Below are 24975 nucleotides of genomic sequence, written 5' to 3'. Positions count from 1 at the left end.
GTTCAACAGGCCACCGCAGAACAACGCGAAGCCGCACTCGACTCGATCACCGAAGCCGTACAGATTCGACGATCACTCGCCCAAACCAACCCCGCCGCATTCCTACCCGCACTGGCAGGGTCACTGAACAACCTGGCTATTCAACAGGCCACCGCAGAACAACGCGAAGCCGCACTCGACTCGATCACCGAAGCCGTACAGATTCGACGATCACTCGCCCAAACCAACCCCGCCGCATTCCTACCCGCACTGGCAATGTCACTGAACAACCTGGCTATTCAACAAGCCAAAGTCGGACAACACGCAGCCGCAACTCTGCTGTGGCAGCAGGTCGCGGATAGTTTGGACGACGGACCCGCAGCCGAGATCATCGCAGCCCGAGTCCCCTTTCAGATCGCGACCGATCTTGCAGCTGCCAACGCCGACATCGCCGATGCGGCTCGACGTGCGCTGGCGGCGACCGAACCGGGGTCTGCCGGTCGTGCCCGACGTGCGGTGCGGAGCATGTTGCACAGCCACAACGTCTCCGCTCCGGACGACGAGACCATGACCGGCTGGCTGACACGCGACCTTCCCGAGCATGTGCTGACAGTGCTGAAGGAGTGGGCAGACTGTGGGACATGGAGCGAACGAGAGGCGTTGCTCGCCGCGCACCTCGACCTCCTGCAATCAGAACGTGGCACACTGGCGGCGGTCCAAGTGCTGTGGCCGGAAGTTCCCGAGCTCGGTGAATTGGATGATCTCCTCGCCGATATCCAGCATCGCGGCGCCGAAACCGTGCTGGCCGAATATCGCGATATGCAGGGACATATCGCAGCCGTCCATGTGTGGATCGACACCGCGACTTGGGCCGAGTCACGCGAGTATCTCGAGCAGCACCGCGAACTCATCGTGGACACACGAACTCTGCAGCTACTCGCACGGCTCGCTGAGAACGGCAGTCGCACTGCCACACAACACTTCGGGATCATCGCCCTCGCCCAGACCCTCCCGCTATTCGATGTGTACGACATCGTCACAGACGGCGTCGCGGCCCGCGATGCCGCGCTACGTGCGGTCGCCGAAGGAGACTTGGCACGGACGACCGCCGTGCTCACCGCAGTACCACGCTTGCTCGAGTGGCCGTTCTACGGCCGTCTGCTCACAGGTATGGCCAAACTACTCGCTGGCGATGCGGCGGCGGCGCGCCGACTGCTCGCGGAGGCGAGCAACGAAAACCCTTCAGAAGAACGTGATTCCACGCACCTGCGAATAGCCCAAGCGAAACTCCGGCAGCTCGCCCTCGCCCGCACAGACCTCGCGAAAGAAATCAGCGAGTTGGTCGCGCTACTCGACGCCCGCCCTCCGGCGGCCTCGGCCATTCCCAGCGTCGAGGCGAACACCTCCGACGCAGAACGAGCCTGACCCGTCCATGCACCCCGACGAGCCGACCCCAGAACTGACGGCTGATCGCATCCTGCATCTGCGCCGAGCCGTGGAGATGTGGAGTGACGCTCCACCACAACATCAGGGCACCGCGTGGGAGCACCTACGTGTTGTGATCGCCACCGAACGCAATCGTGGTATCTCTTGGGAGGACCTAGCCCATCAGGTCGGCCAGCCAGAAGAGGTCCTACGACATTGGTTCCTCGAGCCGAAACCCCGGCTGCTGCTGAAGACGCCGCCGACCACTCTGTCGGATCACCCCGCACCGCCGGGCCCCACCGGATTCGAAACGCGACTCTACAGCGAAGCCGTCTACGCGGTATCCATCAACGAACTCGCCTCCATCAGCGAAAACCAGATGATCTCGGCTCGGGCCCGCACCACAGCCATTGCTCGGCTCTCACACGGTGGAGTCCTTGTCGTGACAGGCGACCCGCGCGGTAACCAGAACGAGCTGGGCCCCGAAGTAGCCGCAATCCGCAAGGCAGTCCAGCACACCCATGTCTTCACCGCGCAACCGTGCGTCACGATCATCGAACTGACCCGGATGGTCGGCGCCTATCGTCCTACCTACCTTCATATTTCCGCACACCGCTCGGCCGCCGGACTCAGTTTCGCGCATCATTGGGATCCGACCTCGGTCGGTGACGGCGCGTTCATCTCGGCACTCACCTCGACGAGCCACCGGCCAACGCTGGTAGTGCTCAATTTTTGCCGTTCCCTGCCGACCGCGGCGACCCTCAGCGGTCAGGGGCACACCGCCGTCGGCTGGCCGGAGGACACCGACGACACGTGCGCTCGCGAATGGGCGGCACAGTTCTACGAGAGCCTCGCCACCGGACAATCGATCGAGCAGTGCCTCGAGGAGGCGAACCTCGTCATCTACGGCTCGCAGTACCCGCCACCCGAGATCAGGGGCGGGTGAAAACTCAACTGCGGGCCGCCAGCTTGTGCGCGGCGCGGGCGATCGCGAGTTCCTCGTTGGTCGGCACCACCAGCACCGTCACCGGCGCGAACTCCGGCGAGATCGCCCGGATGCCAGGGGTTCTCGTCTCGTTGCGAACCGGGTCGACCTCGATGCCGAGGTTTTGCAGCCCGGCCAGGGCGTCGGCGCGCACGGACGCGCTGTTCTCGCCGACGCCCGCGGTGAAGACGATGCTGTCGACGGTGCCGAGTTCGACCAGGTAGGCGCCGAGGTAGCGGCGCAGGCGGTGGATGTAGACGTCGTAGGCCAGTTTCGCGGCTGTGTCGCCGTTGTCGATGAGCTGCTGTAGCTCGCGGAAGTCGTTGACGCCGGACAGGCCCTTGATTCCGGAATCGCGGTTGAGCAGCTGCTCGACGGCGGGCAGATCGAGCCCGGCGACGTTCATCAGGTGCGGCATGATCCCGGGGTCGAGGTCGCCCGGTCGCGTCCCCATCACCAGACCCTCGAGCGGGGTCATGCCCATGGTGGTGTCGACCGCGACGCCACCGGCGACGGCCGAGGCGGACGCGCCGTTGCCGAGGTGGAAGATGATCTGGTTGAGCTCCTCGGTGGGCCTGCCCAGGAATTCCGCGGCCTTCTCCGACACGTATTGGTGCGAGGTGCCGTGGAAGCCGTACTTGCGGATACCGTGCGCGGCAGCCACTTTCGCGTCGATCGCGTAGGTCTTGGCCGCCTCGGGGAGGGTATGGAAGAAGGCGGTGTCGAACACCGCGACCTCCGGGATGCCGGGCAGCAGTTCCCTGGTCGACTCGATGCCGATGACATTGGCCGGGTTGTGCAGCGGCGCGAGGAGCGACAGCTCGTCGATGGTGCGCACGACCTCGTCGGTGATGAGCGTCGGCTGCCAGAACACCTCGCCGCCGTGCACCACCCGGTGCCCGACCGCGCCGATCCCGATCGTGGTCAGGTCGATGCCGGTCTCGCGGAACATCTCGAACGCCTGCCGCAGTCCGGCCCGGTGATCCGCGATCGTCCCCTCGTGCACGAGCTTTCGGTCACCGCACTCGTGCACGATCCGGCCGCCGTGTGCCTCGCCGATCTTCTCGACCAGCCCCGAAGCCAGCACCTGTGCCGAGCCGGCGTGCAGCAGTTGATATTTGATCGAAGAGGAGCCGCAGTTCAGCACCAGCACCAAGTCGCTCACGCGCCATCTCCCTGAGCCTGGATGGCGGTGATGGCCACCGTGTTGACGATGTCGGCGACCAGCGCGCCACGCGACAGGTCGTTGACCGGCTTGCGCAGACCCTGCAGCACCGGGCCGATCGCGACCGCACCCGCGCTGCGCTGCACCGCCTTGTAGGTGTTGTTGCCGGTATTGAGGTCGGGGAAGACGAACACCGTCGCCCGGCCCGCCACCTCGGAATCCGGCAGTTTGGCGCTGGCCACGGCGGGCTCGATCGCGGCGTCGTACTGGATCGGGCCCTCCACCGGCAGCTGCGGCGCGCGCTCACGCACCAATTCTGTTGCGGCGCGGACCTTGTCGACATCGGCGCCGGTGCCCGACGCCCCGGTCGAGTACGACAGCATGGCCACCCGCGGATCGATGCCGAAGCGGGCCGCGGTCTCCGCCGAGGACACCGCGATATCGGCGAGCTGCTCGGAGGTCGGGTCCGGCACCACCGCGCAGTCGCCGTAGGCGAGCACCCGATCGGCCAGGCACATCAGGAACACGCTCGACACCGTCGAGACGCCCGGCACGGTCTTGATGATCTCGAACGAGGGGCGGATGGTGTGCGCGGTGGTGTGCGCGGCACCGGAGACCATGCCGTCGGCGATCCCCTTGTAGACCATCATCGTGCCGAAATACGAGATGTCGGCCATGGTTTCGCGGGCGCGCTCCAGCGTCATGCCCTTGTGCTTGCGTAACTCGGTGTACTCGGCGGCGAATTCGTCGAGGTAGCCGGAGCTGCGCGGATCGAGCACCTGCGCGGCGGCGATGTCGACACCGAGTTCGGCGGCGCGCGCCCGGACGGCGGTCTCGTCGCCGAGGATGGTGAGGTCGGCGATCTTGCGCTGCAGCACCCGGCCCGCGGCGCGCAGGATGCGGTCGTCGTCGCCCTCGGGCAGCACGATCCGCTTGCGATCGGCGCGGGCCCGATCGATCAGCTGGTACTCGAACATCTGCGGGGTGACCACGTGCGAGGGCGGCACCTGGATGCGTTTCAGCAGCTCGGGCGCGTCGACCCGCTCCTCCATCAGCGCCAGCGCGGTGTCGACCTTGAGCGGGCTGCCCGCCCACATCCGGCCGCGCGTGCGGTGCACAGCGCTGGCGGCGTCGTAGGTACCAAGTTCGGTGGTGAGAATCGGCAACTTGGGGTGCAGGCCCTCCATCAGGCGCGCGATCGCCGGGTGCGGGCGGATGCCGCCGTTCATGATGATGCCCGCCAGCGACGGAAAGCCCTCGGCCTCATGGGCATTCACCACGCTGAGCAGGACGTCGGAGCGGTCGCCCGGCGCGATCACGACCACACCGTCGGACAGTCGTTCCAGGATGTGCTCGGCGGTCATGCCGCCGACCATGATCCTGAGCGCCTCGCGCTGCAGCAGTTCCGGGTCGCCGCTGTAGATCTCGCCGTCGATGGCGCCGCACAGCTCGCCCATGGTGGGCGCCATCAGCAACGGCACCTCGGGCAGCGTCCACGACGGCACGTCGAAACCGTCCAGGCTGGAACAGATCTCGTCGGACTCGTCGGGCGCGCACCGGTTGACGACGACCGCGACCAGCTGGGCGTGCTCGGCGGCCAGCTCGGTCGAACACAGCTCAACCAGCTGCTTGACCTCGGCCGGCGTGCGGTCGGCGCCGCGCACCACCAGCAGCACCGGCGCGCCGAGGTTCACCGCGATGCGGGCGTTGTAGCGCAGCTCGCTCGGGCTGGCCACGTCGGTGTAGTCGCTGCCGACGATCACCACCGCGTCGCAGGCCTTGGCGACGTCGTGGAACCGCATCACGATCTCGCTGATCGCGGCGTCGGGGTCGCGGTGCACGTCTTCGTAAGTGACGCCGATGGCCTGGTCGTAACCGATGTCGGCGGTGCTGTGCTCGAGCAGCAGTTCCAGGATGTAATCGGGCTCGGTGGTCGAGCGGGTAATCGGGCGGAACACCCCGACCCTGGCCGTGGTGGCGCACAACATCTGGAGAACGCCGAGCGCCACCGTGGATTTTCCGGTGTCACCCTCGGGTGAGGCGATGTACACGGTGGACGGGGCATGTTCGACCATGGTCGCGAGCTTAGTTAATCGACGGCGATTCCGGAGTTCGGTGTGGCGCGATCGGCCGCGTTATAGTCCGGCCCATGACTTCGCAGTTCCCGGATCGGCAGTGGGGTTCACGCACCAATCTCCTGTCCCGCGCGGCCAATCGTTTCGCGGCGACCAAGCCGGGATCCTGGCTGATCCGCACGGTGACGCCGCTGGACCGGGCCGTACTCGAGCGCACCGACGCCAAGTACACCGTGCTCGGTCCGATCGGCGCACCGGTCATCCTGCTGACCACCACCGGCCGCAAATCTGGTGTCGCGCGCACCCAGCCGCTGCTCTACGTCCACGACGGCGACGTTCTGTATGTGGTCGGTTCCAACTTCGGCCAGGACCACCACCCGGCGTGGACGGGGAATCTGCTCACCGACCCGTCGGCCACCGTCGCCATCGCGGGCGAGCGCATCCCGGTCGTGGCCACCCCGGTGCCCGACGCGGACTCCGACGCGCTGTTCGCCCGGTTCATCGAGATCACCGGCGCCTACGCGGCCTACCGCGACCGCACCACGCGTAACCTGCGCATGTTCGCCCTGCGCCGGGCATAGCGAGCGCCAGCGCGGCGTTCTTGCCTTGACACCGACGGCAAGGTCTACCTTGACGGCCACGGTCATCGAGGAGGTCGCATGCTGATCGGCGAACTGGCCGAACGCACCGGGTCCAGTGCTCGCGCGCTGCGTTACTACGAGCAGCACGGGTTGGTCGAGCCGCGGCGCGACGCCAAGGGCTACCGGATCTACGACGAGATAGAACTGCGCGTCGTGCACAAGATCCACGCGCTGCGGACCGTCGGGTTCGAGCTGGCCGACATGCATCCGTTCGTCGCCTGTCTGCGCGCGGGCGACGGCTCGGGCGACGGTTGTCCCGACTCCGTCGAGGAACTGCGCCGCAAACTCGACGAGGTCGACGCGGCGGCCGAGCGGCTCGCCGCGATCCGGCGGCAACTGGCCGCTCAGCTCGTCGACGCGCTCGCCGCCGAATCCGGGGATCCCGCCTGCTCGCTCCGATGATCGTTCGTCCAGTGCCGTTCGTCGCCGGCGTGACGACGCGCGGACCCGCCCGGCCGTCGGCGAGATGCCGGAATCGGCCGGGCGGGGTCGCGGTCAGCCCAGGGCGCGCAGCCGCGGCGCCAGATCCCGCTTGAACAGGTCGAGGAAACGCAGCTGGTCGTGGCCGGGTGCATGGAAGACCAGGTGATTCAGGCCCGCGTCCAGGTAGGGCTTGATCTGGGCGACGGCCTCGTCGGGATCGCTCGCCACGATCCACCGCTTGGCGACCTGCTCGATCGGCAGCGCGTCGGCGGCCGCCTCCATCTCGATCGGATCGGTGATGTCGTGCTTCTGCTCGGCCGTCAGCGACAGCGGCGCCCAGAAGCGCGTGTTCTGCAGTGCCAGTTCGGGATCGGTGTCGTAGGAGATCTTGATCTCGATCATCTTGTCGATGGCGGCCAGGTCGCGGTCGGCCTTGGCCGCGCCCTCGGCGACGGCGGGCAGCAACTTCTCGGTGTAGAGGTCCATGCCCTTGCCGGAGGTGCAGATGAAACCGTCACCGGCGCGGCCCGCGTACCTGGCCACGACCGGGCCGCCCGCGGCGATGTAGACGGGGATGCCGCCCTTGGGCACGTCATAGATGGAGGCGCCGACGGTGTGGTAGTACTCGCCCTCGAAATCGACGCGCTCACCGGTCCACAGCTCACGCATCAGATTCACCGACTCACGCAGCCGGGCGAAACGCTCCTTGAAATCGGGCCATTCGCCCTTGTATCCGGTGGCGATCTCGTTGAGCGCCTCACCGGTGCCCACACCGAGCATGACCCGGCCCGGGTACAGGCAGCCGAAAGTGGCGAAGGCCTGCGCGATCACCGCCGGGTTGTAGCGGAAGGTGGGCGTCAGCACCGAGGTGCCGAGCATGATCCGCTCGGTGCGCTCACCGGCGGCGGCCAGCCAGGCCAGCGAGAACGGCGCGTGCCCGCCGTTGTGCCGCCACGGCTGGAAGTGATCGCTGACGGTCGCGCTGTCGAGACCGTGCTCCTCGGCGGCCACCGCCAGCTCGACGAGCTCGCGCGGCCCGAACTGCTCTGCCGATGCCTTGTATCCGAGCTTGAGATCAACCATCTCAGCCACTCCTGTCGTTCGCTTCGTCGCAGCCCCTGCCGCATCGACACTAACCAACGCCGAGTGCGACTGTCCGGTAGCAGTGGGCTCGCACCGCTGCCGTGTTTAGCGGATGATTTGCTGGTGACCACCAAGGATGAGCAGATCTTGTCGTACCTGACCGACATGGACGGTGTGCTGGTGCACGAGGATCATTTGATCCCCGGCGCCGACGAGTTCCTGGCCGAACTGCGCGAGAACGAGATCCCGTTCCTCGTCCTGACCAACAATTCGATCCGCACCCCGCGCGACCTGCAGGCCCGCCTGCGCCACACCGGCCTCGACATCCCCGAGGAGTCCATCTGGACCTCGGCGCTGGCCACCGCGACCTTCCTCGATGACCAGCGGCCCAACGGCACCGCCTATGTGGTCGGCGAGTCCGGGCTCACCACCGCTTTGCACGAGATCGGCTACGTGCTCACCGACAGCGACCCCGACTACGTGGTACTCGGCGAGACCCGCACCTACTCCTTCGAGGCGATCACCACCGCGATCCGCCTGGTCGACCGCGGTGCCAAATTCATCGCGACCAACCCGGACGCCACCGGACCGTCGCGCGACGGCGTGCTGCCCGCCACCGGCTCGGTCGCCGCGCTGATCACCCGCGCGACCGGCAAGGAGCCGTACTACGTCGGCAAGCCGAACCCGCTGATGATGCGCTCGGCCCTGCGCCGCATCGGCGCGCACTCGCAGTCCACCGTGATGATCGGCGACCGGATGGACACCGACGTGATCGCCGGCCTGGAAGCGGGCATGCGCACGGTCCTGGTCACCTCGGGCATCTCCACCAAGGCCTCGGTCGAGAAGTACCCGTTCCGCCCCACCCTGGTCGTCGACTCGGTCGCCGACCTGATCAACCGCACCCGCACCCCGTTCGTGGACTGACCCCCGATGTGAGCTGCGTCTCACCGGAATAGGTTCCGCCACTCGCTGGTTATAGTTGCCATGGCAACCAAAGGAGGGCCCGTGCAGTTCGGAATCTTCACCGTCGGCGATGTGACCACCGATCCAACGAACGGCCGCACCCCGACCGAGGCCGAGCGGATCAAGGCGATGGTCGCGATCGCGCAGAAGGCCGAGGAAGTGGGTCTGGATGTGTTCGCGATGGGCGAGCACCACAATCCGCCCTTCGTGCCGTCCTCGCCGACCACCATGCTCGGCTACATCGCGGGCCGCACCGACAACATCCTGCTGTCCACCTCGACCACGCTGATCACCACGAACGACCCGGTCAAGATCGCCGAGGACTTCGCGATGCTGCAGCACCTGGCCGACGGCCGGGTCGACCTGATGCTCGGTCGCGGCAACACCGGGCCGGTCTATCCGTGGTTCGGCAAGGACATTCGCGACGGTATTCCCCTGGCCATCGAGAACTACCATCTGCTGCAACGGCTTTGGCGCGAAGACGTCGTGGACTGGGAGGGCAAGTTCCGTACGCCGCTGCAGTCGTTCACCTCGACGCCGCGTCCGCTCGACGACGTCCCGCCGTTCGTCTGGCACGGCTCGATCCGCAGCCCGGAGATCGCCGAGCAGGCCGCGTACTACGGTGACGGCTTCTTCGCCAACCACATCTTCTGGCCCACCGACCACTTCCAGCGGCTGATCGATCTGTACCGCCGTCGCTACGAGCACTACGGACACGGCAGCGCCGACCAGGCCATCGTCGGTCTCGGCGGACAAGTGTTCCTGCGCAAGAACTCCCAGGACGCGATCCGGGAATTCCGGCCGTACTTCGACAACGCGCCCGTCTACGGGCACGGCCCGTCGCTGGAGGAGTTCACCGAGCAGACCCCGCTCACCGTCGGCAGCCCGGAACAGGTCATCGAGAAGACGCTCACCTTCCGCGAGCACTTCGGTGACTACCAGCGCCAGCTGTTCCTCGTCGACCACGCGGGCCTGCCGTTGAAGACGGTGCTCGAACAGCTCGATCTGCTCGGCGAGGAGGTAATTCCGGTGCTGCGCAAGGAATTCGCGGCACGCAGGCCCGCGCACGTGCCGGACGCGCCGACCCACGCCTCGCTGCTCGCCGCGAAGACCGCGACGGAGGTGACCGCATGACCACTCGGATCGCGGTGGTGTCGGCCGGGCTGTCGCAGCCCTCGTCGACACGGCTGCTGGCCGACCGGCTGGCCACGGCCACCGCTCGCGAATTGCGTGCGGCAGGCGGTGAAGTCGAGCTGGAGTTCGTCGACCTGCGCGACCACGCCCGCGATCTCGCCGACAACCTTCTCACCGGGTTCCCCGCGCCGTCGCTGCGGTCGGCGATCGACAAGGTCGTCTCCGCCGACGGAGTGATCGCGGTGACGCCGATCTTCAGTGCCTCCTACAGCGGCTTGTTCAAGACGTTCTTCGATGTGCTGGAAGCGGACGCGCTGGCAGGCATGCCGGTGCTGACCGGTGCCACCGGTGGCACCGAGCGCCACTCACTGGCGCTCGAACACGCGGTGCGCCCGCTGTTCGCCTACCTGCGCTCGACCGTCGTCCCCACCGCCGTCTACGCGGCATCGACCGACTGGGGCGCGCACGGTGCCGACCAGGCACTGAACAACCGAATCGACCGCGCGGCAGCCGAATTCACCGGCCTGCTGCTCGGCAAGAAAGCCCACCGACCCACCGACCCCTACGCCGAGACGACCCCGTTCGAGGATCTGCTCGCCGCCAACCTCCCCCGCTGAACCCAACCCCCGAAGGAGAACTCATGACCACCGCACTCGCCACCGGCCTCACCGCAGGTACCTGGGCCATCGACCCCACCCACTCCACCGTCGGCTTCTCCGTACGCCACCTGATGGTGAGCAAGGTCCGCGGCCGCTTCACCGACTTCGACGGCGCCCTCGTCATCGGCGAAGACGGCACCGCCTCCGCGCACGCCGAGATCCGCGTCGACTCCCTCACCACCGACAACGCCCAGCGCGACGGCCACCTGCGCACCGCCGACTTCTTCCACGCCGAACAGTTCCCCGTGATGACCTTCAAGTCCACCGGATTCCACGGCGATGGCAGCGATTTCGTCGTCGACGGCGAATTCACCGTGCGCGGCAACACCAAGCCGGTCTCGCTCGAGGTCGAGTTCCTCGGCGTCAACCCGGGCATGGGCAACGGCCCCGTCGCCGGCTTCGAAGCCAAGACCGTGGTCTCCCGCCGCGACTTCGGCCTCGACATCGACATGCCGCTCCCCGACGGCGGCGCCGTCATCGGCGACAAGATCACTCTCACCCTGGAGATCGAGGTCGCCCTGCAGAGCTGACCACGCACCACCCGTCGCCCTCGCCGCCTACCGGTCGGCGGGGGCTTCGTGCTGTTCGGCTACCCGGGCCCGGGGCTCACGCCACGCAAGCGAAGTAGCCGATGATGCCGGCGGAGAACGCGGGAATGCAGGTCAGGAAATTCCACGGGAACATGATCATCCAGAAGACCGGCTGGGCCTCGGCGACGGAAGCCGGGACCGAAATCGGTACTGGTACCGGTGCTGGTGCTGGTTCGGCGGTGGCCATACCCGAACCCAAGGCGATCATCGGGGCGATCGCCAAGGCTGCTGCCGTCGCCCGAAACTTTCCACTCATGATGTTTCTCCATCAAAACTGACGTCTGAGGCCGATGTCCTAAGCCACGCACGTGAAGTAGGCGGGAAGGCCGCCGAAGATCGCGGGAACGCAGATGACGAAATTGAACGGGAACAGCAACGCATTGAAGACCGGCTGGGCCTCTTCGACGGCCGATACCGGTGTCGGCGCGGGCGTAGGCGCCGAATCGGCGGCCGCCATGCCCGAGCCAAGGGCAATCACCGGAGCCACCGCGAAGGCAGCCGCCGCCGCCCGGAACTTTCCACTCATGACGAACCTCCATCAACTGATGTCGAAGGCCGCGTGCGACACGGCCTCACGGCTGGCGTGATTCCATGCATCGATTCTGCGTCGGGGATATGCGGGGCCACTATCCTCCCGAGGGTTGAAAACCCTCATCCCTGGCGGCGGCGCATTCGAGTGGTCGACTACTCATGTGATCGTTACCGCGGCGCGGCACACTGGATCCATCGCAGCAGAATGAGGGCAGGTCATGGCCAGATCGAGCGGTGCGAGGACACTCGGGAACAACGTGAGCACGGTGGTGGACTGGCATGTGTGGCCGCGACCACCCGGCATTTGCACGCTGACCTCGGCGTTCGGGAACGGGAATCGCCGCGAGTACCGCCTCGATCGCTACGGGGGCACCGTTTCCATCGGGCGCTCGGATGCCGCCGACATCGTGGTCTCCGACGATTCGACAGTGTCGCGGCTGCACGCCGTCATCGAGCAGATCTGTGACTGCTGGGTCGTCGTCGACGACGGAATGTCGACAAATGGGACATTCGTCAATGGCGAGCGCATCGGCGGGCGCCGGACTCTCGAATCCGGCGACACCCTCAAGGTCGGGCAAACGGTGTTCGCGTTCACCGAGGGCGGCCGCTTGCCTGTGGAAGAAGTGCCGACGACGCCCGTCCTGCGGGTGTCACGGAATTCGCTCACCGATGCCCAATACCTGGTTCTGGAGGCACTGTGCGGGTCCCGCGAGGAGGAGATCGCGCATTGCTACCCCGCCTCGAACTGCCAGATCGCCCAGGATCTGTGCCTGAGCATCGCCACCGTGAAGACCCACCTGCGGGCCCTGTGCCGCAGGTTCCAGGTCGACGATTTCCCGCAGAACCAGAAACGGGTCGTCCTGGTCGAGCGGGCCCTCGCCAGCGGCGTGCTGGCCGATCGCAAGCCCGGTGCCGCCGACTGAGCATTCGGTCAGATCGGGCGGAACCCCGCTCCGACGCCACCGTGCGCATCGATGTCGCCGAGGATGCTGGCCATGTTCATGCCGACCTCCGGTCCGAGGCACGGCACGTACATGTACCCGTTGACCATGCCGACCAGGGTGGTGCCGACCACGACAGGGCCGCCGGAGTCACCGGAGATGACACAGATCTGCGTGATGGTCGCGACGTTGGATTGCAGCGGATCGCCCCAGGTGATGCCACAGGTCTGGCCGGTGGTGCGGCCTTCTTTGCAGGCGATGGCGGGGAACTGCGCCGGTCCGCCGGTCCCGGTGATCGTGGTGTTGCCGACGCGGTTCACCGGAACGACCATGGCCGGGTCGAAGGTGATCACGGCGTAGTCCATGTTTTCGTTGAGGTAGGCGATCTCGCCGACGACGCCTGCGCCGGCATTGGCCTCGGCGGTGATGTCGGCGCCGAGGGGACCGCAGTGCGCGGCGGTAAGCCCGACCAGCCGACCGCCGGAATCGTGCCCGATCGTGGTGAGCGTGCAGGTGGCGTCGTTCACGCCGATCCCGGAACCGCCGCCGAGGACGGCTGGATCCGCGGCGTTCGCCGTCCCGATCTGCCCGGCCATCGTCATGCCGAGCGCTGCCAGTACTGCGCCTACTGCTGCGATTGCTCTTGACATATCCGATCCGTTCCGTTGGACGCGGCTATCTCTTGTGGTGCGAAACGATAGCAAGTCCACATCACGCCACGGTCTCCTCGGCGGGCCGACACCCATCGGCACCGCGGCCCACCTTGGTAGGGTGACCAGCGCTGGTAGTACCCAAGGGGGGAATGTGCAAGGCAACGGGGACTGGTGGTCGACGCCTGGACAATCGGCGGGACATCCTGGGGCTGCGGCCCCGCCCAACGGCATGCCCGGCTACCAGCCGCCACCTGGCTACCCGCCCAACGGCTACTACCCCAACGCTGGATACGCCATGCCGCCGAGGCAACAGCTGCCGATGCGCCCGCCCTACGGTGTGCCGCCGCGCCGGTCGTCGGGGAACGGGTGGATTTTCGGCCTGCTCGGCGTGATCGCGGCCGTCGTCGCGCTCATGGTCGCCGCGGTCGTCTACGTGGACAACAGCGGCACCAGCCCGGACGAGATGGCCGAGGTGTTCCCCGCGCTGGTCAAGCCCGACGGGTCGTTGACCGGGGCCGGGTACGACGGCCAGATCTGCTGGCACGAGTCCGGTGGCAAGCTGCGCGCGCCGAAGAACGACGCCCTCCGGCTCGGCGACTGGACCGATGCCTGGGACTGCTGGGGTCATGTCGGCAAACCGACCTACGTCGTGCTCGCCTACCCCGAGCAGTCCGACGTCTCGAAGGCGATCGAGCAACTGCCGCCCAACAAGAAGAGCTTCCTGACGTACAACGCCTACAGCTGGCAGACTGCCGACACCGCCAACCCGGTGCAGTTCTGGAAAGCGCACGCGTTCACCGACAGCCGCCGCAACCGCTTCATCGTCCTGGCGCAGGAGCAGTACTGGCCGCGGCTGGAGCAGGGCAAGAACCTGCACGACTTCGACCGCTGGTGTGTCGCGATGTTCAGCTAGCCGACTCGTCGGCGGCGATGATCGTGTCGAGCGCGGCGGACAGGCGCGTCAGCACCGCGACGGTCTCGGCGAACGCCGCAGGTCCGAGCGCATCGGCCAGCCGCCGCGCCATCACCGCATGCTGCGGATCGATGCGCCGGATGGCCGCCGCACCGGCCGCGGTGATCGCCACCAGCTTGGCCCGCTTGTGCGCCGGGTTGGGGCGGTATTCGCACATCCCCTTGGCGACGAGGAGGTCGGCCACCCGCTGCACGCTCTGCCTGGTGATGCCCATGGCGCGGGCGATCCCGGCGACCGGCAGCGGTTGTTCCTGCACGGCCGCCATCACCTGCCACCAGGCGACCGAGATCCCGGCCGGGGCGGCCAATCCGTCACCGATGGTGAGGAATTGGCCGTTGAGCCGGTAGACGGTGAGCGCGGCGCCGTCGAGTAAGTCCTGTTCCTCGTTCAACCGGCGAGGCTCCCTTCGTAGTCGGCGAGTACGGCGTACCCGGCCGCGTCCTTGCGTGCGTACAACTGGTACCAGGCGTCGAGGACGCGCGGTTCGTACAGGTCGAGGCGGGCGAAGACCTCCCGCGCGAACTCGAACGGGGACATGCCGTCGGCGGTGATGACATCGCGATCGGTGACGGCAGGCGCCTCCACATAGCGATCGGCACCCGAATATCCGCTGTAGACAAGGTATTCGGCCGCATTGGAGGTGTGCGCGCGGTCGTCGAGCAGCCCTTCCCTCGCCAGCCCGAAGGTGGCGCCGCAGATCGCGGCGATCGGCACGCCTGCCTCGACGAACTGCCTTGCCTTGCGCGCGAACGGAATCAGCTCGTCACCGGCCCACAGGTCGGCGCCGGGCAGGATCAGCATCGCACTGTCCGCGGGGTCGAGATCGGCGATCGCCAGGTCGGGCGTCACCCGCATCCGGCCCATCGTGGTGATCGGCTCGGTGCTCAGCCCGACCGTCTTCACCTGGAACTTTCCCGGCTCGCGATGCCAGTTGCCGTTGGCGATGTGCGCGGTGGCGGCGCCCACCTCCCAGTCGGCGAGGGTGTCGTAGACGGCTACGTGAACTGTTGAGATCGACATGACAGTATCCTGTCATATTTGACAGAATGCTGTCAATAAGAAAATCGAAACCCGCCGAAAGGCCGCGCGTCGTACGCTGGCGTCATTCGGTGCGAGACAAGGAGACTCAGCGCGATGATCGACCCCGTGCACGGCCTGACGGGAACCCTCACGTCACCGATCCGGGCGGCCGGTGCGCTGGGTGAGGTCCTCGTCGCGATCCGCGGGGGCACCGAGACCTACCTCGCCCGCGCCGACGAACCGATCGCCGCGGGCTCGACCGTGTTGATCGTCGCGGTCCATCCGGGTCGCCTGGTCGATGTCGTCGCCTGGATTCCGCTCACAGAGGAGAAATGAACATGCTGGGCTATCACGTTCCCGATCCCGACGAAGCCATGCTGGTCAGCGGCGCCAAGACCAAGGACAACGCGCCGTTCAAGGTGGTCATCGGCCGTGGCGCCTGGGTGGTGCCGCTGTTCCGTAAGGTCCGCTACCTCTCGCTGGCGATGTTCGAGTCCGAGATCAGGGAGCGCTGCGTCACCAAGCAGGCCATCCAGCTCGACGTGCGCGCGGTGATCGCGTTCAAGGTCGCCAACGACACCCAGTCGATCGTCAATGCGGCACAACGCTTCCTGTCCGAGCAGGAGCAGGAGATGTCGGTGCTCACCGGCCGCATCTTCTCCGGCCACCTGCGCTCGATCGTCGGCTCGATGACGGTCGAGGAGATCATCCGCGAGCGCCAGAAGCTGGCCGACGAGGTGCTGATCGCCTCCAAGGTGGAGATGAGCAATATCGGCCTGTGGGTCGACTCGTTCCAGATCCAGTCCATCGACGACGGCAACCTCGGCTACATCAATGCCCTCGCGGCGCCGCACAACGCGGCCGTGCAGCGTGACGCCCAGATCGCCCAGGCCCAGGCCGCCCAGCGCGCCGCCGAGGCCGAACAGGAATCCCTGCGCCGCCGTGCCGAATACGAGCGCGAGACCTCGATCCTCAAGGCGCAGTATCAGCGCGACATCGACAAGGCCAATGCCGAAGCGGCCCAGGCGGGTCCGCTCGCCGACGCCATCGCCAGGCAGGCGGTCCTCACCGCCCAGGCCGAGCAGGCCCGCAAGAACGCCGAACTGCGCGAGCAGGAACTCCAGGCCGAAGTCGTGAAACCCGCACTCGCCGAGGCGGAACGCGTCCGCATCCTCGCCGAGGCCGAAGCCGACCGCACCCGCATCCAGGCCGAGGCCGCCGCCTCCAACAACCGCATCGCCCTCGACCAGCTGCTCATCGAACAACTCCCCGAAATCGTCAAGCAGGCCTCCAACGGCCTCGCGGGAGCCAACCTCACCGTCCTCAACGGCCCCGACGGCGTCGGCGAACTGGTCAACGGGATGGTCGGCCAGGGTCTGACCGTCTTCAACTCCCTGCAGAAGGCGCTGTCGAACGGGGAGGCCGACAAAGTCTGATCCGCTTCCTGGCCGGGCGCGATTAACGGTGCCCGGCCAGCCGCCGATTCACTGTGGCGAACTCCAGGATCGAAACAAGGAATGACTGATGGGATTGTGGATCGGTAGCCCCGCACTCGGCGCATCCGAGAACATCGTCTGGCGCAAGCTCGCCAATCGAACCCAGGGCAGCCGGGCTGTCGGCGGCTGCCTCTACCTGACCGAGACCCGTCTCCTCTTCGTGCCCACCCACGTCGACGCGATCACCGGCGGCAAGCGCTGGGAAACTCCCCTGGCCCAGCTGCGCGCCGTCGGACAGCAAAGCCCGGACGGCGGCGTGTTCAGCGGCGGCCTCCGTACTCGCCTTCGCATCGACACCGACGCAGGCACCGAACTCTTCGTCGTCAACAAGATCGACGAGGTGATCGCGAACCTCGACGCCGCCAGGCCCGCGTGACGCCAAGGAGACCTACCGGCGCCTCGACCCTCGACCGACGTAGACATTGGTAGACAATTGCGCCCTATACTGGCGTCATGAAGTCCATCAGTGTTGGCGAGCTGCGACAGAACCCGTCCGCCATGGTCGCCGACGTCGAGTCGGGCGAGGTCTACGAGCTGACCCGGCACAACCACCGGGTCGGCTTCATCGTGCCCGCCGTCTCCTCGACCCAGATCATTCCGCGCAAAGTCGCCGGTCGGCCCAACACCAGTGCCATCCCCCGCCATGAGCTCAGAACCGCCACCTCGATCGACGAGTTGCTCGAATCCGAGAAGGGCGAATGGTGAAGTCGTTCTACCTCGACACCTCGGTTGCGGTCAGGATCATTCTCGGCCACTCACCGGAGGCCGCGAAATGGTTCGATAACTCCGCAGCCAGCGATGCCACGCGGGTGGTCTCGTCTCGGTTGCTGCGCACGGAGATCACCCGAGTCCTGCGACGTGAGTCGCTGCCGGTCCTGGACCGGGACCGGATCCTCGACTACATCGACATCATCCCGGTCGATCACGCCGTGCTCAACGAGGCGGAAGCGATCATCTCGCACATCAGGACACTCGATGCCATCCACTTGGCCTCGGCTCTGCGCAGCGGCTTGGAAGATCTCACCGTGGTAACCCACGACAAGAACATGGCCACCGTCGCCGAGCACCTCGGGTTCCCGGTCTACGACCCCGTGCGGTGAGCCTTCTGCTCAGAACAGCAGGCCGAGGAGCCATTCGACGAAGTTCGCGATCAGGCGGAAGATCCAGCGCAGGATTCGCGTGAAGAGGGATGGCCCGCCGGATTTCGACAAGCTGACTCGGCGGGCCATTCGTGAGCTAACTCAGGGCGTGGTCGAGGTCGCCGAGGAGGTCTTCGATGTCTTCGAGGCCGACCGAGATGCGGACCACGCCGTCGGAGAGGCCGATGGAGGCACGACCCTCGGGGCCCATCGCGCGGTGGGTGGTCGTGGCGGGGTGGGTGATGAGGGTTTTCGCGTCGCCGAGGTTGTTGGAGATGTCGATGATGCGGAGGCGGTTCAGGACCTCGAAGGCGCGCTTTTTGCCGTCGTCGCCTGCCAGTTCGAAGGTGACGACGGTGCCGCCGCCGGACATCTGGGAGGTGGCGAGGGCGTGTTGGGGGTGGGATTCCAGGAAGGGGTACTTCACCCAGTTGACCGACTCGCTGGTCTCCAGGAACTGGGCGACCTTCAGGGCGGATTCGGTGGACTGGCGCACGCGCAGCGGCATCGTCTCCAGGCCTTTGAGCAGGGTCCAGGCGTTGAACGGGCTCAGGGCGGGGCCGGTGTGGCGCATCAGGTTCTTGACGGGGCCGTCGATGTAGTCCTGGGCGCCGAGGATGGCGCCGCCGAGGACGCGGCCCTGGCCGTCGATGTGCTTGGTGCCGGAGTAGACGACCACGTCGGCGCCGAGTTCGAAGCCGCGCTGCAGCAGCGGGGTGGCGAAGACGTTGTCCAGCACCACCTTCGCGCCTGCGGCGTGGGCGAGCTCGGTGACCTTGCGGACGTCGACGAGGGTCTGCATCGGGTTGGCCGGGGTCTCGAAGAACACGGCCTGGGTGGGCACCGAGAGCGCCTGCTCCCACTGCTCGAGGTCGTCACCGTCGACGAAGACGGTCTCGACACCCCAGCGCGGCAGGATCTCGTTGCACACCACGAAGCAGGAGCCGAACAGGCTCCGCGCGGCGACGAGGCGATCGCCCGCCTTCAGCAGCGCGCCGAGCGCGGTGAACACCGCGGACATGCCCGAGGCGGTCGCGAACGCGGCCTCGGCGCCGTCGAGCAGCCGGATGCGCTCCTCGAACATCGACACCGTCGGGTTGCCGTAGCGGGAGTAGACGAAGTGCTCGACCTCGCCGGTGAACGAGGCCTCGGCGGCCTCGGCGCTCTCGTAGACGAATCCCGAGGTCAGATACAGCGCCTCGGAGGTCTCCTCGAAGCCGGAGCGGCGCAGGCCGCCGCGGACGCCGAGGGTGGCTGGGCCGACGCCCTCGGGCAGTGGCTTGTCGAACGAACCACCGGTGATCATGCGTTTCTCCTTATGCCTGACGCCACGGCAGGCCGACCGCGCGCCAACCGGTGCTGCCGCGCTGCCCGAACGCGTCGGGGCCGCCCTCGAAACCGTCGAGCACGTTGTAGGACGGGGCGATGCCCGCCGCGGTCGCCACGGTCGCGGCGCCGATGGAGCGCTGACCGGAGCGACACAGGAACACCACGGGCGCTTCGTCCGGCCGCCCGGCCAGCGCCTGCTCGAGCTCGGCGCCGAAGTTCGGGTTGCGGGTTCCGGTGCCGTCGACCCACTCGATGAAGTGGGCCGGGCGCTCGATGGAGCTGGTGTCGGGGATGCCGATGTGCGCCCACTCGCCCTCGGTGCGCACGTCGACCAGCACCGCGCCGGGGTGCTCGGCCAGGATCTCCCACGCCTTCTCAGGGGTGATGTCGCCGGCGTAAGTCATGTCGAAACCTCCTGCGTGAATCCGCTCTTGCCGTGGCGGTTGTCCGGCGCACGGCCAGGTCGTCACCCGGAGCACCCCACCGCGGAGGAGGGTTGCCGACCAGCGAGCCGGGGCTTGGGGCTGGTACTCATGACCTTGCGATCTGAGATTGCCCCGGCACAGGTCACCGTGTCAAACGGTTCATGGCGTGCAGACCAGCCAGGCGCCGTCGACCCTGGTCAGATTCCAGGTGCTGGTGGACGACTTGTCGCCGATCTGCACGGTGGCGTCGATCTTGGCCCGGTCGCCGTTGACGGTCGCCTTGTCGAAACCCTTCTTGTCGATCGCCACGGCCGATTTCGGGCCGCCGAGCCGCTCGGAGAGGCCGGATTTCTCCTCGTCGAAGCCGGGGCACGCGACACCGGGCGGCGGGCGCAGCTCACTGCGCGAGCGCGCGTCGATATAGTTGGAGACAGCGGCCGTGAGCCGGTCGGCCTCTGTGACATTTTTCTCAGCGGGTGAGAGCAGCCCGCCGAGCACGATGCCGATGAGCACGATCACCGCGATCACCGCGGCCGCTACGAACGGGACGACGGAACGCTTGTCGGTCTGATCCACCACGATGGGCTGGTCTTCCGAGCCTGATTGTTCCTCGTTCATGCTGTAATCCTGACAGACCGGGCGCGGGCAACCACACCGCGCGCCGGGTGGCTACAACGCCGCAGATAGAATCGCCTTCGAATGCGGCCTGCCGCCGACGTCGAAGGCAGCTGCCAGCCGCCGGATCGCCAACTTAGCCTAAGCTAAATTGACGCCGTCAACAGTTCTCGACCAAAGGGTGCGCGTAGAAAATGACCGAACAGAGTGCAGCGACCCGCCCGCTCCGCATTGCGATCGTGGGCGCAGGACCGGCCGGTATCTACGCCGCCGACGCCTTGATGAAGTCCGATGCCGACGTGAGCATCGACCTCTACGAGCGCATGCCCGCGCCCTTCGGCCTGATCCGCTACGGCGTCGCCCCCGACCACCCGCGCATCAAGGGCATCATCACCGCCCTGCACAAGGTCCTCGACAAAGAGCAGGTGCGGCTGCTCGGCAACATCGACTACGGCACCGACATCACCCTGGACGACCTGCGTCAGTTCTACGACGCGGTGATCTTCTCCACCGGCGCCAACGCCGACCGCGCCCTGCCGATCCCTGGTATCGACCTCGACGGTTCCTACGGTGCCGCCGACTTCGTCTCCTGGTACGACGGGCACCCGGATGTGCCGCGCTCGTGGCCGCTGGACGCGGAGAAGGTCGCCGTCCTGGGCGTCGGCAACGTCGCCCTGGATGTGGCGCGCGTGCTGGCCAAGACCGGTGACGAGCTGCTGCCGACCGAGATCCCGCCGAACGTCTACAAGGGGCTCAAGGAGAACAAGGCCGTCGAGGTCCACGTCTTCGGACGTCGTGGCCCCGCCCAGGCCAAGTTCACGCCGTTGGAGCTGCGCGAACTGGATCACTCGCCGACGATCGAGGTCATCGTCAACCCCGAGGACATCGACTACGACGAGGGCTCCGAGGCCGCGCGTCGTAACTCCAAGCAGGTCGACATGGTCGCCAACACCTTGGAGCAGTGGGCCATCCGCGATCATGGCGGCCGCCCGCACAAGCTGTTCCTGCACTTCTTCGAATCCCCGGCCGAGGTCATTGGAGAGGACGGCAAGGTCGTCGGTCTCAAGACCGAGCGCACCCAGCTCGACGGCACCGGCAACGTCAAGGGCACCGGCGAGTTCAAGCAGTGGGATGTCCAGGCGATCTACCGCGCCGTGGGCTACCTGTCGCAGAACGTCACCCAGCTGCCGTTCGACGACCAGGCGGGCACCGTGCCCAACGAGGCCGGTCGCGTGATCTCCGACGAGACCGCCGAGGGCTCGGACCGTTTCATGCCCGCCACCTACGTGACCGGCTGGATCAAGCGCGGCCCGGTCGGCCTCATCGGCCACACCAAGGGCGACGCCAACGAGACCATCGCCTGCCTGCTCGACGACGCCAAGGACTTCGCCCCGGCGCCGCAGCCCGAGCTGGACGCGGTCACCACGTTCCTCGAGGGCAAGGGCATCCCGTTCACCACGTGGGCGGGCTGGTACCGCCTCGACGCGCACGAGCGCGCCCTCGGCGAGCCCGAAGGCCGTGAGCGCGTGAAGGTCGTTGAGCGCGAGGACATGCTGCGCGCCTCCGAGCCGAACAAGGTCTAGGATCGGACTCCCAGAGGCCGGTGGGTGACAGGACGCCACGTCCTGCAACCCACCGGCTTTTCTGTTCTACGGCCACTGTCACAGGGGCCGGACTGTTCCAATCCGCCGAACTCGAGGCATTCTGTACAAGTGTTCGATGCCCACGTCCACATCATCGATCCGCGGTTCCCGCTGATCGAGAACGAAGGCTACCTGCCTGACCCCTACACCATCGCCGCCTATCGAAAGCGCATGGCGCACTTCGATGTTCGCGGTGGTGCGGTGGTCAGCGCGTCGTTCCAGGGTTCCGACCAGTCGTACCTGAAGGCCGCGCTGGCCGAACTCGGGGACGGCTGGGTCGGGGTCACCCGGCTGGATCTGGATGCCACCGACGACGAGATCATCGAACTGGACCGCGCCGGCGTGCGCGCCCTGCGGTTCAACCTCAAACGCGCCGCCGCCGACATCACCGAGATGACCCTGCAGGCGCTGCGCGCGCACGAGCTGGCCGGCTGGCACGTGGAGCTCTACATCGACGGGCAGATGCTGGCCTCGTTGCAGCCGGTCATCTCCAAGCTGCCCGCGCTCTCGATCGACCACCTCGGCATGTCCGAGGAGGGTCTGCCCTATCTGCTCGATCTGGTGGATCGCGGCGCCAGGGTGAAGGCGACCGGTTTCGGCCGGGTCGACATGGACGTGGCCGAGACGCTGCGCCGCATCCACGCGGTCAATCCCGGGGCGCTCATGTTCGGCACCGACCTGCCCGGCACCCGCGCGGGCAGGCCGTTCGAGGACGCCGATGTCGACCTGATCTGCCAGGTCGTCGGCGCCGATCTGCACGCGGTGCTCGAGGACAACGCGCGCGAGGCCTACCGGCTGCCCGCCGTGGAGCGCGCGGTGACCGACCCGATACCGACGATGCCGATCCGGCGCACCGACAATCCGACCGTGCCGATTCCACGCAACCAGCTGCCCGGCGCCGGCGAGCACACCCGCCCGCTGCCGGTCATCGAGTAGGTCAGGCCAGGATCGAGCCGGTCAGCCACACACCGGCGGCGACCAGCGCACCGAGCAGCTCGACCAGCATCGACAGCCCGACGCCCTTGAGCGCGTGCACCGTCGCGGGCCAGGCCAGCTGGTTGGTCTTCAAGCGGTACAGCTCGGCCAGGTAGACGCCGAGCACGAAGCCGATGAACAGGCCGACGATCGGGATGACGAAGAACCCGACGACGCCGAGGATCGCGCCGACCAGCAGCGCCCGGTTCGACACTCCCGCCTCGCGCATCCGCCTGCCCGGCCAGGTGTATTTCACGACGCCCGAGATGCCGAGCGCGACCGTGGCGATCGCGAGCACCGTCCAGGCCTCGGCGCCGCCGGTCATGAAGGCCCACACCGCGATCGCGGCGAAGATCAGGATGACGCCGGGCAGAATCGGCACGATCACGCCGACGAGACCGACCAGAATGACGAGGCCTATGATGACCTCACCCCACACGCTCACTACGGGTCCTCCCATTGTGGCGCCGAGTCGCGCCACCGGAATTCTCGCCCATGCCCTACCCGGGCCGCCATCCCGACGCTATTGTCAGACTGTCAATACCGTTCGACGATGAACAGAGGTCAGGTGTGAGCGAGTCCACCAACGCCAAGCAGGGCCCCCTCGCGGGGATCAAGGTCATCGAGCTGGCCGGCATCGGGCCCGGCCCCCATGCCGCGCTACTGCTGGCCGACCTCGGCGCCGACGTGGTCCGCGTGCAGCGCCCCGGCATGATGCCAGGATTCATGGAGCGGCCGCAGTGGCGTGGCCGGACCATTGTCGAAGCGAATCTCAAGGATCCCGCCGACGTCGCCAAGATCCTCGACCTGGTCGAGAAGGCCGACGTGCTGCTCGAGGGCTTCCGTCCCGGCGTCACCGAGCGCATGGGCCTCGGCCCCGACGACGCGCTCGCCCGCAACCCGCGCCTGGTCTACGGCCGGATGACCGGCTGGGGCCAGCACGGCCCGCTCGCCGATCGCGCGGGCCACGACATCAACTACATCTCTCTGACCGGCGTGCTCAACGCCATCGGCCGCAAGGGTGAGCGGCCGGTGCCGCCGCTGAACATGGTCGGCGACTTCGGTGGCGGCTCGATGTTCCTGGTGTTCGGCGTGCTCGCCGCGCTGGTCGAGCGGCAGAGCTCCGGCAAGGGCCAGGTCATCGACGCCGCGATGATCGATGGGGCGCTCGCCCTGTCGCACATGATCTGGGGCATGCGCGGGGTCGGCCTGTGGTCCGACGAGCGCGGCACCAACCTGCTCGACACCGGCATGGCGTTCTACGACACCTACGAGACGGCCGACGGCAAGTACATGGCTGTCGGCGCGATCGAGCCGCAGTTCTACGCCGAGCTGCTGGCCGGGCTGGAGATCGACCCGGAGGGTCTGCCTATGCAGATCGATCCGAACGGCCAGGAGCAGCTGCGCAAGCTGTTCGCGGACAAGTTCAAGACCAAGACCCGCGACGAGTGGGCCGCGATCTTCGACGGCACCGACGCCTGCACCACTCCGGTGCTGACCTTCACCGAGGCCGAGCAGAATCCGCACATCGTGGCCCGTACCGGCCTGATCGATATCGAGGGCGTCGTCCAGCACGCGCCTGCGCCGCGGTTCTCCCGCACTCCCGGTGGCGTGCCGACACCGCCGCCGTCGGAAACGACACCGATCGACACGGTCTGGGTTGACTGATTTGCCTGCCTGTCGTCGGTAGTCTTATCGGCTATCGACGACAAGCCACGGACCCGCACCGGCCACCGGCCACCGAAGGTGCTCGCCGCGCTCATCGCGGTCACCACCTTCGGTGCCGCGCTGCTCGCTTTCACCCTGGCCGAAGGAATGCTCGACGACCGCAAGACCCGGCTCATCGAATCCCGTTGCCGCAGTGAGTCCCCGGTGCCCGCGGCGGTCAGCGCGCTCAACGGCCTCGCGGCCGGACTGCTACTGGCCAGCACCATCTCGCTGATGTGCCTGTTGGTGCTGCTGTTCCGGTATCCGTCCGCGCGCAGCGCCGTCGCGGTGCCGCTCACCACGGTCGCCGTCCTGATCTCGATGCTGTTCATGCTCGGCGCGGGCTACGAGACCGTGCGACCCGCCTCCGCGTCGGCCGGCTCCCACCCGTGCGGATTCGGCTGAC

30 protein-coding genes, 1 pseudogene and 1 riboswitch are annotated in these 24975 nt (G+C 67.1%); of the genes and pseudogenes, 19 read left to right on the top strand and 12 right to left on the bottom strand.

What is annotated here, in order from left to right; genetic code table 11:
• Positions 1 to 1404 (top strand): hypothetical protein (locus ACWF9G_RS04675; protein ID WP_452513666.1); only part of this gene is annotated, 1404 nt, incomplete at its 5' end.
• A 7-nt stretch (positions 1405 to 1411) separates the two neighbouring features.
• Complete coding sequence (locus tag ACWF9G_RS04670) at positions 1412 to 2350, top strand: CHAT domain-containing protein (RefSeq protein ID WP_452513665.1); 939 nt, start codon at positions 1412 to 1414, stop codon at positions 2348 to 2350.
• A gap of 4 nt (positions 2351 to 2354) precedes the next feature.
• Here ACWF9G_RS04670 and ACWF9G_RS04665 read toward each other — a convergent pair whose 3' ends face one another.
• The gene (locus tag ACWF9G_RS04665) at positions 2355 to 3554 is read right to left on the bottom strand and encodes an acetate kinase (protein WP_452513663.1); all 1200 of its coding nucleotides are present in this window, start codon (positions 3552 to 3554) and stop codon (positions 2355 to 2357) included.
• Complete coding sequence (pta, locus tag ACWF9G_RS04660; protein WP_452513661.1) at positions 3551 to 5629, bottom strand: phosphate acetyltransferase; 2079 nt, start codon at positions 5627 to 5629, stop codon at positions 3551 to 3553. Before pta ends, ACWF9G_RS04665 begins: the two co-directional genes overlap by 4 nt.
• Positions 5630 to 5703: 74 nt before the next feature.
• On the opposite strand from pta, the gene ACWF9G_RS04655 reads away from it, so the two are divergent.
• Positions 5704 to 6210, top strand: a complete 507-nt coding sequence (locus ACWF9G_RS04655; RefSeq protein WP_452513659.1) for a nitroreductase/quinone reductase family protein — start codon at positions 5704 to 5706, stop codon at positions 6208 to 6210.
• A gap of 78 nt (positions 6211 to 6288) precedes the next feature.
• Complete coding sequence (locus ACWF9G_RS04650) at positions 6289 to 6672, top strand: MerR family transcriptional regulator (RefSeq protein ID WP_379305364.1); 384 nt, start codon at positions 6289 to 6291, stop codon at positions 6670 to 6672.
• Positions 6673 to 6765: 93 nt separating this feature from the next.
• Here the strand turns inward: ACWF9G_RS04650 and fgd are convergent, their stop codons facing one another.
• A complete protein-coding gene (fgd, locus tag ACWF9G_RS04645) occupies positions 6766 to 7776 on the bottom strand; it encodes a glucose-6-phosphate dehydrogenase (coenzyme-F420) (RefSeq protein ID WP_379305366.1) in 1011 nt (336 codons plus the stop codon).
• 165 nt (positions 7777 to 7941) lie between these two features.
• Between fgd and ACWF9G_RS04640 the strand changes: the two genes are divergently transcribed.
• The 4 genes from ACWF9G_RS04640 to ACWF9G_RS04625 all read left to right on the top strand — a co-directional run bounded on the left by ACWF9G_RS04640 (position 7942) and on the right by ACWF9G_RS04625 (position 11062).
• A complete protein-coding gene (locus ACWF9G_RS04640; protein WP_379305536.1) occupies positions 7942 to 8700 on the top strand; it encodes an HAD-IIA family hydrolase in 759 nt (252 codons plus the stop codon).
• A gap of 81 nt (positions 8701 to 8781) precedes the next feature.
• Entirely contained in the window at positions 8782 to 9873 is a 1092-nt protein-coding gene (locus ACWF9G_RS04635; protein ID WP_452513657.1) for an LLM class flavin-dependent oxidoreductase, read from the top strand.
• Positions 9870 to 10490 (top strand): FMN reductase, encoded by a 621-nt coding sequence (locus ACWF9G_RS04630; RefSeq protein WP_452513656.1) that lies wholly within the window; start codon positions 9870 to 9872, stop codon positions 10488 to 10490. Before ACWF9G_RS04635 ends, ACWF9G_RS04630 begins: the two co-directional genes overlap by 4 nt.
• Before the next feature lie 23 nt (positions 10491 to 10513).
• Positions 10514 to 11062: a YceI family protein gene (locus ACWF9G_RS04625; protein ID WP_452513654.1), complete on the top strand. Its 549-nt coding sequence runs from the start codon at positions 10514 to 10516 to the stop codon at positions 11060 to 11062.
• Positions 11063 to 11138: 76 nt separating this feature from the next.
• On the opposite strand, the gene ACWF9G_RS04620 is transcribed toward ACWF9G_RS04625, so the two are convergent.
• Together ACWF9G_RS04620 and ACWF9G_RS04615 are read right to left on the bottom strand one after the other, a co-directional pair.
• Complete coding sequence (locus ACWF9G_RS04620; RefSeq protein WP_452513652.1) at positions 11139 to 11378, bottom strand: hypothetical protein; 240 nt, start codon at positions 11376 to 11378, stop codon at positions 11139 to 11141.
• Between the two features lie 39 nt (positions 11379 to 11417).
• Positions 11418 to 11648: a hypothetical protein gene (locus ACWF9G_RS04615; protein ID WP_452513651.1), complete on the bottom strand. Its 231-nt coding sequence runs from the start codon at positions 11646 to 11648 to the stop codon at positions 11418 to 11420.
• A 223-nt stretch (positions 11649 to 11871) separates the two neighbouring features.
• On the opposite strand from ACWF9G_RS04615, the gene ACWF9G_RS04610 reads away from it, so the two are divergent.
• Complete coding sequence (locus ACWF9G_RS04610; RefSeq protein WP_379305376.1) at positions 11872 to 12576, top strand: FHA domain-containing protein; 705 nt, start codon at positions 11872 to 11874, stop codon at positions 12574 to 12576.
• Between the two features lie 8 nt (positions 12577 to 12584).
• Here ACWF9G_RS04610 and ACWF9G_RS04605 read toward each other — a convergent pair whose 3' ends face one another.
• Positions 12585 to 13244 carry a chymotrypsin family serine protease gene (locus tag ACWF9G_RS04605; RefSeq protein WP_379305378.1) on the bottom strand — a complete coding sequence of 220 codons (660 nt, stop codon included), beginning with the start codon at positions 13242 to 13244 and terminating at the stop codon, positions 12585 to 12587.
• Positions 13245 to 13398: 154 nt separating this feature from the next.
• On the opposite strand from ACWF9G_RS04605, the gene ACWF9G_RS04600 reads away from it, so the two are divergent.
• The gene (locus ACWF9G_RS04600) at positions 13399 to 14160 is read left to right on the top strand and encodes a hypothetical protein (RefSeq protein WP_452513648.1); all 762 of its coding nucleotides are present in this window, start codon (positions 13399 to 13401) and stop codon (positions 14158 to 14160) included.
• Here the strand turns inward: ACWF9G_RS04600 and ACWF9G_RS04595 are convergent.
• On the bottom strand, positions 14153 to 14611 hold the full coding sequence (locus ACWF9G_RS04595) for a MarR family winged helix-turn-helix transcriptional regulator (RefSeq protein WP_452513646.1): 459 nt from the start codon (positions 14609 to 14611) through the stop codon (positions 14153 to 14155). The two genes, ACWF9G_RS04600 and ACWF9G_RS04595, sit on opposite strands and share 8 nt — an antisense overlap.
• Positions 14608 to 15240 (bottom strand): type 1 glutamine amidotransferase family protein, encoded by a 633-nt coding sequence (locus ACWF9G_RS04590; protein WP_452513644.1) that lies wholly within the window; start codon positions 15238 to 15240, stop codon positions 14608 to 14610. The genes ACWF9G_RS04595 and ACWF9G_RS04590 overlap by 4 nt, the downstream gene beginning before the upstream one ends.
• Positions 15241 to 15354: 114 nt before the next feature.
• On the opposite strand from ACWF9G_RS04590, the gene ACWF9G_RS04585 reads away from it, so the two are divergent.
• The 5 genes and pseudogenes from ACWF9G_RS04585 (at position 15355) to ACWF9G_RS04565 (ending at position 17836) form a co-directional block, all read left to right on the top strand.
• Complete coding sequence (locus tag ACWF9G_RS04585) at positions 15355 to 15576, top strand: hypothetical protein (protein ID WP_379029625.1); 222 nt, start codon at positions 15355 to 15357, stop codon at positions 15574 to 15576.
• A 2-nt stretch (positions 15577 to 15578) separates the two neighbouring features.
• Positions 15579 to 16676: an SPFH domain-containing protein gene (locus ACWF9G_RS04580; protein ID WP_379305386.1), complete on the top strand. Its 1098-nt coding sequence runs from the start codon at positions 15579 to 15581 to the stop codon at positions 16674 to 16676.
• Positions 16677 to 16764: 88 nt separating this feature from the next.
• Positions 16765 to 17112 (top strand): hypothetical protein, encoded by a 348-nt coding sequence (locus ACWF9G_RS04575; protein ID WP_452513641.1) that lies wholly within the window; start codon positions 16765 to 16767, stop codon positions 17110 to 17112.
• A gap of 77 nt (positions 17113 to 17189) precedes the next feature.
• Positions 17190 to 17342, top strand: a pseudogene (locus ACWF9G_RS04570) (type II toxin-antitoxin system Phd/YefM family antitoxin); the annotation flags it as partial.
• A gap of 92 nt (positions 17343 to 17434) precedes the next feature.
• Positions 17435 to 17836: a type II toxin-antitoxin system VapC family toxin gene (locus ACWF9G_RS04565; RefSeq protein WP_452513639.1), complete on the top strand. Its 402-nt coding sequence runs from the start codon at positions 17435 to 17437 to the stop codon at positions 17834 to 17836.
• 136 nt (positions 17837 to 17972) lie between these two features.
• Here ACWF9G_RS04565 and ACWF9G_RS04560 read toward each other — a convergent pair whose 3' ends face one another.
• The 3 genes from ACWF9G_RS04560 to ACWF9G_RS04550 all read right to left on the bottom strand — a co-directional run bounded on the left by ACWF9G_RS04560 (position 17973) and on the right by ACWF9G_RS04550 (position 20247).
• A complete protein-coding gene (locus tag ACWF9G_RS04560; protein WP_452513637.1) occupies positions 17973 to 19181 on the bottom strand; it encodes an O-succinylhomoserine sulfhydrylase in 1209 nt (402 codons plus the stop codon).
• A 10-nt stretch (positions 19182 to 19191) separates the two neighbouring features.
• Positions 19192 to 19608 carry a rhodanese-like domain-containing protein gene (locus tag ACWF9G_RS04555; RefSeq protein ID WP_379305392.1) on the bottom strand — a complete coding sequence of 139 codons (417 nt, stop codon included), beginning with the start codon at positions 19606 to 19608 and terminating at the stop codon, positions 19192 to 19194.
• An 18-nt stretch (positions 19609 to 19626) separates the two neighbouring features.
• Positions 19627 to 19743: riboswitch (SAM riboswitch) on the bottom strand.
• Positions 19744 to 19788: 45 nt separating this feature from the next.
• Positions 19789 to 20247 (bottom strand): Rv0361 family membrane protein, encoded by a 459-nt coding sequence (locus ACWF9G_RS04550; protein WP_379305394.1) that lies wholly within the window; start codon positions 20245 to 20247, stop codon positions 19789 to 19791.
• Positions 20248 to 20438: 191 nt separating this feature from the next.
• Here ACWF9G_RS04550 and ACWF9G_RS04545 point away from each other — a divergent pair, with 191 nt between their 5' ends.
• Positions 20439 to 21827, top strand: a complete 1389-nt coding sequence (locus ACWF9G_RS04545) for an FAD-dependent oxidoreductase (RefSeq protein ID WP_379305396.1) — start codon at positions 20439 to 20441, stop codon at positions 21825 to 21827.
• A 129-nt stretch (positions 21828 to 21956) separates the two neighbouring features.
• Positions 21957 to 22823 carry an amidohydrolase family protein gene (locus ACWF9G_RS04540; RefSeq protein ID WP_379305398.1) on the top strand — a complete coding sequence of 289 codons (867 nt, stop codon included), beginning with the start codon at positions 21957 to 21959 and terminating at the stop codon, positions 22821 to 22823.
• Position 22824: 1 nt separating this feature from the next.
• Here the strand turns inward: ACWF9G_RS04540 and ACWF9G_RS04535 are convergent, their stop codons facing one another.
• Positions 22825 to 23307, bottom strand: coding sequence for a DUF456 domain-containing protein (locus ACWF9G_RS04535; RefSeq protein ID WP_452513634.1), 483 nt, complete (start codon positions 23305 to 23307; stop codon positions 22825 to 22827).
• A 125-nt stretch (positions 23308 to 23432) separates the two neighbouring features.
• On the opposite strand from ACWF9G_RS04535, the gene ACWF9G_RS04530 reads away from it, so the two are divergent.
• Together ACWF9G_RS04530 and ACWF9G_RS04525 are read left to right on the top strand one after the other, a co-directional pair.
• Complete coding sequence (locus ACWF9G_RS04530; RefSeq protein WP_452513632.1) at positions 23433 to 24530, top strand: CaiB/BaiF CoA transferase family protein; 1098 nt, start codon at positions 23433 to 23435, stop codon at positions 24528 to 24530.
• A gap of 78 nt (positions 24531 to 24608) precedes the next feature.
• On the top strand, positions 24609 to 24974 hold the full coding sequence (locus ACWF9G_RS04525; protein WP_379305404.1) for a hypothetical protein: 366 nt from the start codon (positions 24609 to 24611) through the stop codon (positions 24972 to 24974).
• Position 24975: the final 1 nt, after the last annotated feature.

It is taken from the genome of Nocardia sp. NPDC055029 (assembly GCF_053608525.1).
This window is presented reverse-complemented; position numbering and strand designations above follow the sequence as displayed.

Coding starts and splice junctions, on each gene's coding strand:
- ACWF9G_RS04670 (WP_452513665.1), top strand. CDS start 1,412: ATGCACCCCGACGAGCCGACCCCAGAACTGACGGCTGATCGCATCCTG.
- pta (WP_452513661.1), bottom strand. CDS start 5,629: ATGGTCGAACATGCCCCGTCCACCGTGTACATCGCCTCACCCGAGGGT.
- ACWF9G_RS04655 (WP_452513659.1), top strand. CDS start 5,704: ATGACTTCGCAGTTCCCGGATCGGCAGTGGGGTTCACGCACCAATCTC.
- ACWF9G_RS04650 (WP_379305364.1), top strand. CDS start 6,289: ATGCTGATCGGCGAACTGGCCGAACGCACCGGGTCCAGTGCTCGCGCG.
- fgd (WP_379305366.1), bottom strand. CDS start 7,776: ATGGTTGATCTCAAGCTCGGATACAAGGCATCGGCAGAGCAGTTCGGG.
- ACWF9G_RS04640 (WP_379305536.1), top strand. CDS start 7,942: ATGGACGGTGTGCTGGTGCACGAGGATCATTTGATCCCCGGCGCCGAC.
- ACWF9G_RS04630 (WP_452513656.1), top strand. CDS start 9,870: ATGACCACTCGGATCGCGGTGGTGTCGGCCGGGCTGTCGCAGCCCTCG.
- ACWF9G_RS04625 (WP_452513654.1), top strand. CDS start 10,514: ATGACCACCGCACTCGCCACCGGCCTCACCGCAGGTACCTGGGCCATC.
- ACWF9G_RS04620 (WP_452513652.1), bottom strand. CDS start 11,378: ATGAGTGGAAAGTTTCGGGCGACGGCAGCAGCCTTGGCGATCGCCCCG.
- ACWF9G_RS04615 (WP_452513651.1), bottom strand. CDS start 11,648: ATGAGTGGAAAGTTCCGGGCGGCGGCGGCTGCCTTCGCGGTGGCTCCG.
- ACWF9G_RS04610 (WP_379305376.1), top strand. CDS start 11,872: ATGGCCAGATCGAGCGGTGCGAGGACACTCGGGAACAACGTGAGCACG.
- ACWF9G_RS04605 (WP_379305378.1), bottom strand. CDS start 13,244: ATGTCAAGAGCAATCGCAGCAGTAGGCGCAGTACTGGCAGCGCTCGGC.
- ACWF9G_RS04590 (WP_452513644.1), bottom strand. CDS start 15,240: ATGTCGATCTCAACAGTTCACGTAGCCGTCTACGACACCCTCGCCGAC.
- ACWF9G_RS04585 (WP_379029625.1), top strand. CDS start 15,355: ATGATCGACCCCGTGCACGGCCTGACGGGAACCCTCACGTCACCGATC.
- ACWF9G_RS04580 (WP_379305386.1), top strand. CDS start 15,579: ATGCTGGGCTATCACGTTCCCGATCCCGACGAAGCCATGCTGGTCAGC.
- ACWF9G_RS04575 (WP_452513641.1), top strand. CDS start 16,765: ATGGGATTGTGGATCGGTAGCCCCGCACTCGGCGCATCCGAGAACATC.
- ACWF9G_RS04565 (WP_452513639.1), top strand. CDS start 17,435: ATGGTGAAGTCGTTCTACCTCGACACCTCGGTTGCGGTCAGGATCATT.
- ACWF9G_RS04560 (WP_452513637.1), bottom strand. CDS start 19,181: ATGATCACCGGTGGTTCGTTCGACAAGCCACTGCCCGAGGGCGTCGGC.
- ACWF9G_RS04555 (WP_379305392.1), bottom strand. CDS start 19,608: ATGACTTACGCCGGCGACATCACCCCTGAGAAGGCGTGGGAGATCCTG.
- ACWF9G_RS04550 (WP_379305394.1), bottom strand. CDS start 20,247: ATGAACGAGGAACAATCAGGCTCGGAAGACCAGCCCATCGTGGTGGAT.
- ACWF9G_RS04545 (WP_379305396.1), top strand. CDS start 20,439: ATGACCGAACAGAGTGCAGCGACCCGCCCGCTCCGCATTGCGATCGTG.